The 12230-nt window shown below is 60.2% G+C and carries 10 protein-coding genes; 1 reads left to right on the top strand and 9 read right to left on the bottom strand.

All coding sequences use genetic code 11. The annotated features are described in order from the left end of the window. The 5 genes from PSEUDOMOFG3G_RS20005 to PSEUDOMOFG3G_RS19985 all read right to left on the bottom strand — a co-directional run. Nucleotides 1-456, bottom strand: a 456-nt coding sequence (locus tag PSEUDOMOFG3G_RS20005; RefSeq protein WP_139050952.1) for an OprD family outer membrane porin, incomplete at its 3' end; no start/stop codon positions are given. A 923-nt stretch (nucleotides 457-1379) separates the two neighbouring features. After that, nucleotides 1380-1544 carry a hypothetical protein gene (locus PSEUDOMOFG3G_RS20000; protein ID WP_153387482.1) on the bottom strand — a complete coding sequence of 55 codons (165 nt, stop codon included), beginning with the start codon at nucleotides 1542-1544 and terminating at the stop codon, nucleotides 1380-1382. 265 nt (nucleotides 1545-1809) lie between these two features. Next, complete coding sequence (gene adeC / locus PSEUDOMOFG3G_RS19995; protein ID WP_047228033.1) at nucleotides 1810-3267, bottom strand: AdeC/AdeK/OprM family multidrug efflux complex outer membrane factor; 1458 nt, start codon at nucleotides 3265-3267, stop codon at nucleotides 1810-1812. After that, nucleotides 3264-6428 carry an efflux RND transporter permease subunit EmhB gene (gene emhB / locus PSEUDOMOFG3G_RS19990; RefSeq protein WP_139050950.1) on the bottom strand — a complete coding sequence of 1055 codons (3165 nt, stop codon included), beginning with the start codon at nucleotides 6426-6428 and terminating at the stop codon, nucleotides 3264-3266. Before emhB ends, adeC begins: the two co-directional genes overlap by 4 nt. Nucleotides 6429-6431: 3 nt before the next feature. Beyond that, nucleotides 6432-7589, bottom strand: a complete 1158-nt coding sequence (locus PSEUDOMOFG3G_RS19985; protein ID WP_139050949.1) for an efflux RND transporter periplasmic adaptor subunit — start codon at nucleotides 7587-7589, stop codon at nucleotides 6432-6434. Between the two features lie 265 nt (nucleotides 7590-7854). Between PSEUDOMOFG3G_RS19985 and PSEUDOMOFG3G_RS19980 the strand changes: the two genes are divergently transcribed. Beyond that, entirely contained in the window at nucleotides 7855-8487 is a 633-nt protein-coding gene (locus tag PSEUDOMOFG3G_RS19980; protein WP_139050948.1) for a TetR family transcriptional regulator, read from the top strand. Nucleotides 8488-8698: 211 nt separating this feature from the next. Here PSEUDOMOFG3G_RS19980 and PSEUDOMOFG3G_RS19975 read toward each other — a convergent pair whose 3' ends face one another. The 4 genes from PSEUDOMOFG3G_RS19975 to PSEUDOMOFG3G_RS19960 form a co-directional block, all read right to left on the bottom strand. Beyond that, nucleotides 8699-9205 (bottom strand): hypothetical protein, encoded by a 507-nt coding sequence (locus PSEUDOMOFG3G_RS19975; protein ID WP_139050947.1) that lies wholly within the window; start codon nucleotides 9203-9205, stop codon nucleotides 8699-8701. Between the two features lie 328 nt (nucleotides 9206-9533). Continuing rightward, complete coding sequence (locus PSEUDOMOFG3G_RS19970) at nucleotides 9534-10583, bottom strand: alkene reductase (RefSeq protein ID WP_076386007.1); 1050 nt, start codon at nucleotides 10581-10583, stop codon at nucleotides 9534-9536. Between the two features lie 32 nt (nucleotides 10584-10615). Beyond that, nucleotides 10616-11782, bottom strand: a complete 1167-nt coding sequence (locus PSEUDOMOFG3G_RS19965) for an MFS transporter (RefSeq protein WP_139050946.1) — start codon at nucleotides 11780-11782, stop codon at nucleotides 10616-10618. Between the two features lie 17 nt (nucleotides 11783-11799). Continuing rightward, nucleotides 11800-12102, bottom strand: a complete 303-nt coding sequence (locus PSEUDOMOFG3G_RS19960; protein ID WP_047228026.1) for a helix-turn-helix transcriptional regulator — start codon at nucleotides 12100-12102, stop codon at nucleotides 11800-11802. Nucleotides 12103-12230 lie beyond the last annotated feature (128 nt).

Raw genomic sequence — 12230 nt, 5'->3', positions numbered from 1 at the left:
GGAGCGACCGTCGTCAGAGCGCAGGATTGGCAGCACCGGCATCCATTCGCCCACCTTCAATTCGGTTTTCGACACCTTGGCCTTGAGTGCGACACCCAGGCGACCAAAGTCATCGGCCGGACGGCCATCGTCATGCACCGGCAACAAGGCGGTATTGGCAGTGCCGCGACCGCCGTCGAGCTTGAGCGAGTACATGCCCAGCACGTCCATACCGAAACCGACTGTGCCCTGGGTGAAGCCGGACTTGGCGTCGAGAATGAAACTCTGGGTCCATTCCTCGGCTTTGCTTTGGGCGTTATCCGGGTTGGTGAAGTTGCGGTTGATGTAGAAGTTGCGCAGGTTGAGATTGACCTTGGCGTCCTCGACAAAACCCGACTCTGCGGCCAGGACGGGCAGGGTGGCGCCAGACAGGGCGATAGCGATAAGACTGGGGAATAAATGCTGTGTAGGTTTCATGGGCATGTCTCTAGTTTTTGTGGGCAAAGCGGGTCGCTGCCGCAACCTTGGGTTGCAGTCGGCACTGTGGAGCTGGACGGTAAGGCGATCGAAGGATCAGCCGGATGAGGCGGGGTCTATGGGCATGGCATCGAACCTGTTGTTATTGGTTTTGTGCTAGGGATGGTGAAGGGCCGGCTGGGATCGGTTCAATTGTCGTTTGCGGGTTTTGGGCGATTATCGAACGGCAAAAACTGATTGGATCTTTGTGGGAGTGAGCCTGATCGCGATGGCAGCCTGACAGCCGGCCAGGGTTTTGTTGATTGCGTACATATCCGTTTCTGCGGTAACGGCCGCTTATGGTTTCGCTTTTACAGCGACTCACTTTCGAAAATCCGGAAGCCGGCCCAGGCGAAAGTAAGCAAAGCGCTTTTGCCCCACCACTCGGCACCTCGCTTAGGCTCGGTGTGCCCTCACTCCGGCATTGCTCCGTGGGCCCACTGCGCAACGCTGCGTTCGGCCAGCGTGGTTAACGGGGCGCCCGAGATCAAAATTAAAAGCGAGGCGGCCTAGTAGCCGACCTGGCTCTCCCGGTCGTACGCCGATCCCATTGTGAGAGCGAGCCCGCTCGCGAAGGCTGTATGACAGCCGACCTGTCTCTCCGGCCATACCCCGATCCAACTGTGGGAGCGAGCTTGCTCGCGATGGCGGAGGGACAGTTTGCGGTGGTGTTGGATGTGCTGGCGTCATCGCGAACAAGCTCGCTCCCACAGGTTTTTGTATCGTGTGCGAATGTTGTGAACACCCGCAAACCTATGTGGGAGCGAGCCTGCTCGCGATAGCGTAGGGTCAGTTTGCGGCGATGTTGGATGTGCTGGCCTCTTCGCGAGCAAGCTCGCTCCCACAATGGGATCGGCGTACGACCGGGAGAGCCAGGTCGGCTATCAGGCCGCCTCGCGGTGGACGTTGATCTCGGGCGCCCCGTTAACCACGCTGGCCGAACGCAGGCATTGCGCAGTGGGCACCTCGGCATGGATGCCGAGGTAGCCGCGCTGGGCCATGGATGGCCCTTCGCGGCGGCCCACGGAGCAATGCCGGAGTGAGGGCATGCCGAGCCTAGGCGAGGCACCGAGTGGTGGGGCAGAAGCGCTTTGGTTACTTTCGCCTGGGCCGGCTTCCGGATTTTCGAAAGTGACCCGCCGTAAGGGCGGAACCCTAAGTCGCCGTTACCGCAGAAACGGATATGTACGCAACCAACAAAACCCTGGCCGACTGTCAGGCCGCCATCGCGGGCAAGCCTTGCTCCCACACAGCGTGCACAAACAAAAAGCCCACCTTCCGGTGGGCTTCGTGTTTCAGCGTTCAGGCATCAAGTCAGAACAGTTTCAACGGCGGCGCTTTCTCCGCCACCGGTTCGTTCTTGCCGGGTTCGGCATTCCAACCACCGCCCAACGCCTTGTACAGATTGACCTCGCTGGTCAGTTGCGCCAGGCGGTCGGTGATCAGCGATTGTTGGGCGCTGAACAACTGACGTTGGGCGTCGAGGAAGGTCAGGTTGCTGTCGACGCCGATTCGGTAGCGACGCTCGGCCAGGCTGTAGTAGTCCTGGTTGGCGGCGACGAAGGCGGTCTGGGCCTGCAACTGTTCATTGTAGGTCCGGCGTGCGGCCAGGCCGTCGGAGACTTCCTGAAACGCGGTCTGAATCGACTTCTCGTAATTGGCGACGTTGATGTCTTTCTGGATTTTGGCGTAATCCAGGCTTGCCCGCAGGCTGCCGGCGTTGAAGATCGGCAGGTTGATTTGCGGGGCGAAGGTCCAGGTGCCCGAACCGCCCTTGAACAGGCCGGACAGGTCCGGGCTCAGGGTGCCGGCGTTGGCCGTCAGGCTGATGCTGGGGAAGAACGCGGCCCGTGCGGCGCCGATGTTGGCGTTGGCGGCCAGCAGGTTGCGTTCGGCCTGGAGGATGTCCGGGCGACGTTGCAACAGGTCTGACGGCAACCCCGCCGGCACTTCGCTGAGCAGGTCATCGCTCAGCGGTTGGGTGCTCAGGTTGGACGGCAGACCGGTGCCCAGCAGCAGGGTCAGGCTGTTTTCATCCTGAGCCACCTGGCGGGTGTAGCGCGCCAGTTGTACGCGGGCGTTTTCCACCGCCGTGCGTGCCTGGCTCAGGTCCAGGGCCGAGGCCACGCCGACTTCGGCGCTGCGGGAGGTCAGCTTGAGGCTTTGCTCGTAGGTGCCCAGGGTTTCCTGGGTCAGCTTGAGCAGTTCCTTGTCGGCCTGCCAGGTCAGGTAGGCGTTGGCAACGCTGGCCACCAGGCTGATCTGGGTACTGCGACGGGCCTCTTCGGTGGCGAAGTAGCTTTGCAACGCTTGCTCGCTCAGGCTGCGCACCCGGCCGAACAGGTCCAGTTCATAAGCACTGATGCCCAGGGTCGCGGAGTATGAGCTGCTGATGGCCGCCTCTCCGGTTTGCGACGCCCGTGCCGGCACTCGCTGACGGCTACCGGAACCGGTGGCCGAGACCGCTGGGAACAGGTCCGCCCGCTGGATGCGGTATTGCGCGGCGTAAGCATCGATATTCAGCGCCGCGACGCGCAGGTCACGGTTGTTTTCCAGGGCAACCTGGATCAGCTGTTGCAAGGCCGGGTCATGGAAAAACTGTTTCCAGCCCTGTTCGGCGGCGGCCTGGCTGGCCGCCTTGGCCGGCTCGTAGGCCGGACCTTGCGGGTACTGCGTGGCGACCGGTGCTTCGGGCCGCTGATAATCGGGGATCAGCGAGCAGCCGCTGAGCACGACGGCGGCGATGGTCAGAGAGAGGAGCGACTTGCTCATTGGCCAGCCTCTTTAGAAGTTTCAGGAGTGTCGTCCTGGTCGATATTTTTGCGACGGCCTATCGACGACACAGTCACGAAGAACAATGGCACCCAGAAAATCGCCAGGATGGTGGCGGTCAACATACCGCCGATCACACCGGTGCCGATGGCGTGCTGGCTGCCTGAACCTGCGCCAGTGGAAATCGCCAACGGCACCACGCCGAGGACGAACGCCAGGGACGTCATGATGATCGGCCTTAGACGCATCCTACAGGCTTCAATGGCGGCTTCCACCAGCGTGCGGCCCTGTTCGTGGAGTTCCTTGGCGAATTCCACGATCAGAATAGCGTTTTTCGCCGCCAGACCGATGGTCGTCAACAAGCCCACCTGGAAGTACACGTCGTTGGACAGGCCGCGCAGGCTGGTCGCCATCAAGGCACCGATGATCCCCAGTGGTACCACGAGCATGACCGCGATCGGAATCGACCAGCTTTCATACAGCGCCGCCAGGCAGAGGAATACCATCAGCAGCGACAAGGCGTACAACGCAGGCGCCTGGGAGCCGGAAAGACGTTCCTCGTAGGACAGACCCGTCCAGGAAATACCGACGCCGGCCGGCAGTTTCTGGGCGATGGCCTCGACTTCGGCCATGGCTTCACCGGTGGAGTAACCCGGGGCCGGGGACCCCAGAATTTCCATTGCTTCCACGCCGTTGTAACGGGCCAGTTTCGGCGAGCCGTAGACCCATTCGCCCTTGGCGAATGCGCTGAACGGCACCATAGTCCCGGCGCTGTTGCGCACATACCACTTCTGCAGGTCTTCGGGGCTCATGCGTGCATTCGGCTGACCTTGGACGTACACCCGCTTCACCCGACCACGGTCGATGAAGTCGTTCACGTAGCTACTGCCCAGGGCAATCGACAGGGTGTTGTTGATGTCCGAGAGGGTAATGCCCAGGGCGCTGGCCTTCTCGTCATCGATTTCCAACTGGTACTGCGGCTCGTCATTCAGGCCGTTCGGACGCACCTGGGAGAGAATCTTGCTCTGGGAAGCCATGCCCAGGAACTGGTTACGGGCTTCCATCAGCTTCTCATGGCCGATGCCGGCGCGGTCCTGCAGGAACACGTCGAAACCGGTGGCGTTACCCAGTTCCATCACCGCCGGCGGAGCGAAGGCAAACACCATTGCGTCGCGGAAGGTGAAGAAGTGTTGCTGGGCGCGGCCAGCGATTTTGAACACGGTGTTCTCAGCGTCACGCTCTTCCCACGGCTTGAGCATGATGAACGCCAGGCCGGAGCTCTGGCCACGACCGGCGAAGTTGAAGCCGGTTACGGTGAACACCGAGGCCACGCCATCGCCTTCACCGCCATCCTTGCTTGGACGCAGCAGGAACTCGCGCATGTTGTCCACCACCACCTGGGTCCGTTCGGCGCTGGAACCGGCCGGGGTCTGCACCTGGGCAAACAGCACGCCCTGGTCTTCTTCCGGCAGGAACGCCGTCGGGATGCGGGTGAACAGCCAGACCATGCCAACCACGATGATCACATAGGCTAGCAGGTACGGCGCCTTGTGCTTGAGCATGTTGCCCACGCCGCGCTCGTAGCTTCTGACGCCGCGGTCGAAGGTGCGGTTGAACCAGCCGAAGAAGCCGCGTTTCGGCGTGCCGTGCTCACCCTTTGGAATGGGCTTGAGCATGGTGGCGCACAGGGCCGGAGTGAAAATCAGGGCCACCAGTACCGACAGGGCCATGGCCGAGACGATGGTGATGGAGAACTGCTTGTAGATCACGCCGGTGGAGCCGCCAAAAAACGCCATCGGCAGCAGTACCGCCGAGAGCACCAGAGCGATACCCACCAGCGCGCCCTGGATCTGGCCCATGGATTTTTTGGTGGCTTCCTTGGGTGACAGGCCTTCTTCACTCATGACCCGTTCGACGTTCTCCACCACGACGATGGCATCGTCCACCAGCAAACCGATGGCCAGCACCATGCCGAACATGGTCAGGGTGTTGATGCTGAAGCCGAATGCCGCGAGGATCCCGAAAGTGCCGAGCAATACCACCGGCACCGTCATTGTGGTGATGATGGTGGCGCGGAAGTTCTGCAGGAACAGGAACATCACCAGGAACACCAGGGCAACCGCTTCGATCAGGGTTTCAACCACACCCTTGATCGACTCGCTCACCACCGGTGTGGTGTCGTAGGGGAACACCACTTCCAGGCCTTGCGGGAAGAACGGCTTGAGATCTTCGACGGTCTGGCGCAGGGCCTTGGCCGTGTCGAGGGCGTTGGCACCGGTGGCCAGTCTCACTGCCAGACCGGAGGCCGGGGCACCGTTGAACTGGGCATTGATGCTGTAGCTCTCGCCGCCCAGGGCGACATCTGCCACGTCGCCGACGCGCACTTGCGAGCCATCCGGATTGACCTTGAGCAAGATGGCCTTGAACTGTTCGGCGGTCTGCAGGCGGGTCTTGCCAATAATGGTGGCGTTCAGTTGCTGACCGGGCAGGGCAGGCAGGCCGCCGAGTTGGCCGGAAGCGATCTGGACGTTCTGCGCGGAAATGGCGTTGGTCACATCTACCGGGGTCAGGCTGTAGTTATTCAGCTTGGCCGGGTCGAGCCAGATTCGCATTGCGTACTGGGCACCGAAGACCTGGAAGTCACCGACACCGGCTGTGCGCGAGATCGGGTCCTGCATGTTGGACACGATGTAGTTGGACAGGTCTTCCCGGGTCATGCTGCCGTCGCGCGACACCACGCCGATCACCATCAGGAAGTTTCTCACTGACTTGGTCACGCGGATGCCCTGTTGCTGCACTTCTTGCGGCAGCAGCGGAGTGGCCAGGTTCAACTTGTTCTGGACCTGGACCTGGGCGGTATCGGAGTTGGTGCCTTGTTCGAAGGTCGCCGTGATGGTCATGCTGCCGTCGGAGTTACTTTCCGAGGAGACATAACGCAGGTTATCGATGCCGTTGAGCTGTTGCTCGATGACCTGCACCACGGTGTCCTGCACGGTCTGCGCGGATGCGCCCGGGTAGGTGACCTGGATCGCAATGGCCGGCGGCGCGATGCTGGGGTATTGGTTGATCGGCAATTTGAGGATCGACAGGGCCCCGACCAACATGATCACCAGGGCGATAACCCAGGCGAAAATCGGACGGTCGATAAAAAATTTCGACATGGTTTACTCCCCTTTGCCGCCGGCGGCTTTGTCAGCTGCCTGTGCGGGGGCCGGGTTCTTTGCGCCAACGTTGGTGGCCTCAGTGGCTTTGACTTCCACCCCTGGCCGTACGTACTGCAACCCTTCGGTGATCAAACGATCGCCAGCCTTGAGCCCGTCTTCGATCAGCCATTGGCTACCGACGGTACGGCTGGCCTTGAGCTGGCGCAGCTCGACCTTGTTGTCCGGGCCCACCACCAGGGCGGTCGGCATGCCTTTGAGGTCGCGGGTCACGCCTTGCTGCGGCGCAAGAATCGCCGCGCTGTTGACCCCGGCCTGCAATTGCGCGTGGACGAACATGCCCGGCAGCAGGGTGTGGTCAGGGTTAGGGAACACCGCGCGCAGGGTTACCGAACCGGTGGTCTGGTCGACCGACACTTCGGAGAACTCCAGCTTGCCCTCATGGGCATATTGGCTGCCGTCTTCCAGGGTCAGTTTGACCATGGCGGCGTTGTCGCCAGCCTTCTGCAGGCGGCCGCTTTCCAGTTCACGGCGCAGTTGCAGCAGTTCCACGGAACTCTGCGTCACGTCGACGTAGATCGGGTCCAGTTGCTGAATGGTTGCCAGGGCATCGGCCTGGCCGTTGCTGACCAGCGCACCCTCGGTCACCGAGGAGCGACCGATGCGACCGGAAATCGGCGCGTAAACCTTGGTGTAGCGCACGTTGATCCGGGCGGTTTGCAGATTGGCTTCCGACTCCAGGCGGTTGGCCACGGCGGTGTCGTATTCCTGGCGGCTGACGGCCTGTTCGTCCACCAATTGTTTATAGCGATCGGAAATGGACTTGGTTGAGCGCAGGTTTGCTTCGGCGCTTTTGAGGGTCGCTTCGTACATGGCCGGGTCAATCTGATACAGCTGCTGGCCGGCCTTGACGTCGGCACCTTCCTTGAACAGACGCTTGAGGATGATGCCGTTGACTTGCGGACGAACTTCCGCGATGCGGAACGCGCTGGTGCGACCGGGAAGCTCCGACGTCAGGGTGAACGGCTGGGTCTTGAGGGTTACGACGCCGACCTGAGGAGCCGGTGCGGCAGGTGCCGCCTCTTCCTTTTTACATCCGCTGAGCAGCGATGCCAGGGCGATGGCGGTAACCAGAGCGGTAACAGCTGGCTTGAATTGCATGGAAATCCTCGGGTCCAGGCGCGTAAGAGGCGCACAAGAAAGTGGAAGGTGAAAAAGAGCGAGATAAACAATTAGTAGGATGCTAAGAAATATACTTACGTACACGGTTGTTTGTAAACACCCAAATTGCGTACCATCGGTATTTACAAAAGCCTGACAAAAGGCCTGCGCAGGTCGCAGAAGCGTTGTGAAGAACGCCGCCTCACATTTTGTTCAGTTGATCCTTACGCATTGCTTACGCATCCTGATTGAGGTGTTTACTGCCATGGTCCGTCGTACCAAAGAGGAAGCTCTGGAGACTCGCAGCCAGATACTCGAAGCGGCCGAAAAAGCCTTTTTCGAGCGCGGTGTGGCCCGCACGACACTGGCTGACATCGCGACGCTGGCCGGTGTAACGCGCGGTGCCATCTACTGGCATTTCAGCAATAAGGCGGACCTGCTCCAGGCCATGCTCGATACGTTGCACGAGCCGCTCGACGATCTGGCCCGCGCCAGTGAAAGTGAAGAGGAGCTTGACCCCCTGGGTTGTGTTCGCAAGCTGCTGGTGCGGTTGTTCCAACAGGTGGCCCTGGACCCGAAAACCCGACGCATTAATGAGATTTTGTTTCATAAGTGCGAATTCACCGATGAAATGTGCGATTTGCGCCAGCAGCGGCGCCAGGTCAGTCTCGATTGCAACGTGCGTATCGCGTTGTCGTTGCGCAATGCGATGAAGCGTGGCCAGTTGCCGGGCGATCTGGATCCCGAAAGGGCAGCAGTCGCCATTCATGCCTACATCGACGGCATTTTGTACCAGTGGCTACTGGCTCCCGACAGCTTCGCACTGGCGGGTGAGGCCGAGCGCTGGGTGGAGATCGGGCTGGATATGCTGCACCTGAGCCCCAACCTGCGCAAATAAAACAAAATGCTCAATTTCATCGGTTTGTGTCAATAGCTGAACGGCGAGGACCCCGCCGGGCCTTGATCCCGGCAGAGTCATTTATAGACGAACTGCAGACACGTTGATCGCTCGCGAGTCGCTATTGTGCAGGAGGATTATGGCGTGTTGATGTACCGGCGCCATTGAGGCGCCTGTACTTGTCGTGCCGGCCTGTTACCGACCCTCCGGTTTATTCAACAATGAGGCGCACGGAATAGTTGAAAGGGGGTTCGAGCATCTTCTGAAAGATTTCCGAGCGGCAGGTGTATTCACCATTGCCGGTATACGCAGTTTTGCTTTTTCTGTTTGGGCTGTAACTGGATTCCAGGACGCCAAAACCGATGGGGGCTTCAAAGCGGGTTTGCATTTGGCAGCCGAAGTTGAAGGTGCTCATTTGATAGGAGAGAACTAATTCAATCGGTTTGATTTTTCTCAGCGTCGGTTGCCAGCCAGCAGCGGGATAAGTGAATTTCCTGTTATGGGCGAAATAGAATTCGCGGGTTGTTTTGGCGGGGACATCATAAGCGCTCAAGGACATGTCCGGGGGCGTGGGTTGCTCACTTAAAATGTTGGTCATTTCCAAGGCGTGAGAAGTTTTGTTTACCAGCTCCACGGTGATGCCGGTGTTGGCCAGGCTGGTGGCGACGGCTGCCGGTCCCAGTAGCAGAGCGAGGATTAAGTTTTTCATCATGTTCATTGTAATGTGTCTCTCATGTATTACGAGGCGCGCTAAAGCCTGCGTAAGATAATGGTGCGTAATTGAAGTTGCTCGGTTTAGTGTTGTTTTTTACAAGAATTGAAGTTGCTTATTAAGTTTGATAGATGTCGGTTAAATCCATTGGTTGAGTGGGTTGTTGTTCGGGCTTATTATTAGCGCTGTCCGGTGTGTTAATCCATAGTGAGTAAGTGTGGTGTTGTTATTTGATGTTTCGATGTTTGCGGAGTTTGATTGCGTCAGCCGTCAACAGATGTAAAAAAGCCCCGGCTCTTGCGAGTCGGGGCTTTTTGTAAGGCCGGTTTTTTATTTACATCACGGGGTAATCGATGTAACCCACCGGGCCTTTCCCATAGAACGTTTCCGGATGCGGCTCGTTCAGCGGTGCGTCAGCTTTCAAGCGCGCCGGCAGGTCCGGGTTGGCAATGAACGGCACACCAAAGGCAACGGCATCCGCTTTGCCCTCGGCCAGCCAGGCGTTGGCGCTGTCCTTGGTGAAACGTTCGTTGGCAATGTACGGGCCACCGAAAGCTTGCTTGAGCTGCGGGCCGATGCTGTCTTCGCCTTCCTTTTCACGGGAGCAGATAAAGGCGATGCCACGCTTGCCCAATTCGCGGGCCACATAGCTGAAGGTTTCCAGGCGGTTCTCGTCGCCCATGTCATGGGAGTCGGCGCGTGGTGCCAGGTGCACGCCAACCCGGCCGGCGCCCCAGACTTCAATGGCAGCGTCGGTCACTTCCAGCAGCAGGCGGGCACGGTTTTCCAGGGAGCCGCCATAGTTGTCGGTGCGCTGGTTGGTGCTGCTTTGCAGGAACTGGTCGAGCAGGTAGCCGTTGGCGCCATGGATTTCCACGCCGTCGAAACCGGCGGCCTTGGCGTTCTCGGCGCCTACGCGGTAAGCCTCAATGATATCGGCGATCTCCTCGGTTTCCAGCGCGCGTGGCGTCGGGTAGTCGGCCAGCGGACGCACCAGACTTACATGGCCCTTGGGCTGGATGGCGCTGGGCGCCACCGGCAATTCGCCGTTCAGGTAAGACGGATGGGAGATCCGGCCCACGTGCCACAGTTGCAGGAAAATCTTGCCGCCGGCGCCGTGGATGGCCTTGGTCACGTTGCTCCAGCCGCGCACCTGGTCGTTGGACCAGATGCCGGGGGTATCGGGGTAGCCCACGCCCATGGGCGTGACAGAGGTGGCTTCGCTGAGGATCAGGCCAGCGGAGGCACGCTGCACGTAGTACTCGGCCATCAGCGCGTTGGGCACACGGCCGGCGTCGGCACGGCAGCGGGTGAGCGGCGCCATGATGATGCGGTTCTTCAGCTCGATGTCGCCGAGTTTGATTGGATCGAAAATAGTCGTCATCAATTACAACCTCGAAAGTTAAGGGTTAAAAGTCAGTGAGTGGCAGGGGCCAGGTCGGCATTGCCGCCCTGGCGGAAAGTGATCAGGGTGACCAGCAGCGCCAGCACGGCCAGCGCACCGGCGGCCAGGGGCACGCTGGTCAGGCCCAGGCCGTGGTCGATGACACTGCCGCCGACCCAGGCGCCCAAGGCGTTGCCGATGTTGAAGGCGCCGATGTTCAGGGTGGAAACCAGGTTTGGCGCGTCTTTGCCGAAGGTCACCACGTTGACTTGCAGGGCCGGCACGGCGGCGAAGCAGGCGGTGGCCCAGAGGAACAGGGTGATTTCAGTGGGGATCAGCGCGACGCTGGTCCAGCTCAATACGGTGGACACCACAGCCATGGTGGTGAAAACCCCCATCAGCGTGTTCGCCAGGCTCTTGTCCGCCAGCTTGCCGCCGATGATATTGCCCAGAGTCAGGCCCAGGCCGATCAGCACCAGGGTCCAGGTCACGCCGCGGGGCGATACGCCAGTGACTTCTCCCAGCAGCGGGGCGACGTAAGTGAACAGGGTGAACACCGAGGCGGAGAACAGCGCGGTCATGCTCAGGGACAGCCACAGGCCTGCGCCCTTGAGGGCGACGAGTTCCGAGCGCATGTCGAGTTTTTCTTCATCGCGCTTGGCCGGCAGAAAGCGGATCAGGCCGATCAGTGCAATCACGCCGATGACGGTCACGGCCCAGAAGGTCGAGCGCCAGCCGGCTTCCTGACCCAGCGCGGTGCCCAGCGGTACGCCGAGTACGTTGGCCAGGGTCAGGCCGGTGAACATCAGGGCCACGGCCGAGGCGCGCTTGTTGGGTGCCACCAGGCCGGCGGCCACCACCGAACCGATGCCGAAGAACGCGCCATGGCACAGGGCGGTGACGACCCTGGCGAACATCAGCACGTTGTAATCACTGGCGATGGCGCAGAGCAGGTTGCCGACGATGAAGATCCCCATCAGCGCGACCAGGGCGGCCTTGCGCGGCGACCGTGCGGTGGCCAGGGCCATGAACGGTGCCCCGATGGCCACGCCCAGGGCGTAGCCGGTCACCAGCCAGCCGGCGCCGGGAATCGATACACCCAGGTCGGCCGCCACCTCAGGCAACAGGCCCATGATGACGAACTCGGTGGTGCCGATGGCGAAGGCGCTCAGGGCCAGGATGAGAAGTGAGAGGGGCATGGTGGATCCTTGTCGGGTCAGAGCTCTTGGCTCATTTGCTTGAGGAACTGCTGGATCACGTCCTCGTTGCGTTTGAAGAAATGCCATTGACCGACCTTCTGGCTGGTGATTAGCCCCGCCCGTTGCAACACCGCCAGATGGGCGGACACCGTGGACTGCGACAGGCCGCAACGCTGGTCGATCTGCCCGGCGCAAATGCCGAATTCGTGGTTGTGCAACTGTTCGGGGAACTGGACCTTGGGGTCTTTGAGCCAGTTGAGGATGTCTCGCCGTACTGGGTGTGCCAGGGCTTTTATTATTTCGTCGAGGTCGAGGGGCATGGTTGGTTGCTCGGAATGAGTAAAACGCTATATCGCGATGGGGCGAACTTTAAATCGTTATTTCGCGATACACCAATATGGATTTGATCTGAAAACCGAATAAATCGCTATATCGGGTTATAACGATA

The sequence above is a fragment of the Pseudomonas sp. FG-3G genome (genome assembly GCF_901007645.1).
In the GTDB taxonomy this organism is placed as follows: Bacteria; Pseudomonadota; Gammaproteobacteria; order Pseudomonadales; family Pseudomonadaceae; genus Aquipseudomonas; species Aquipseudomonas rhizophila.
This window is presented reverse-complemented; position numbering and strand designations above follow the sequence as displayed.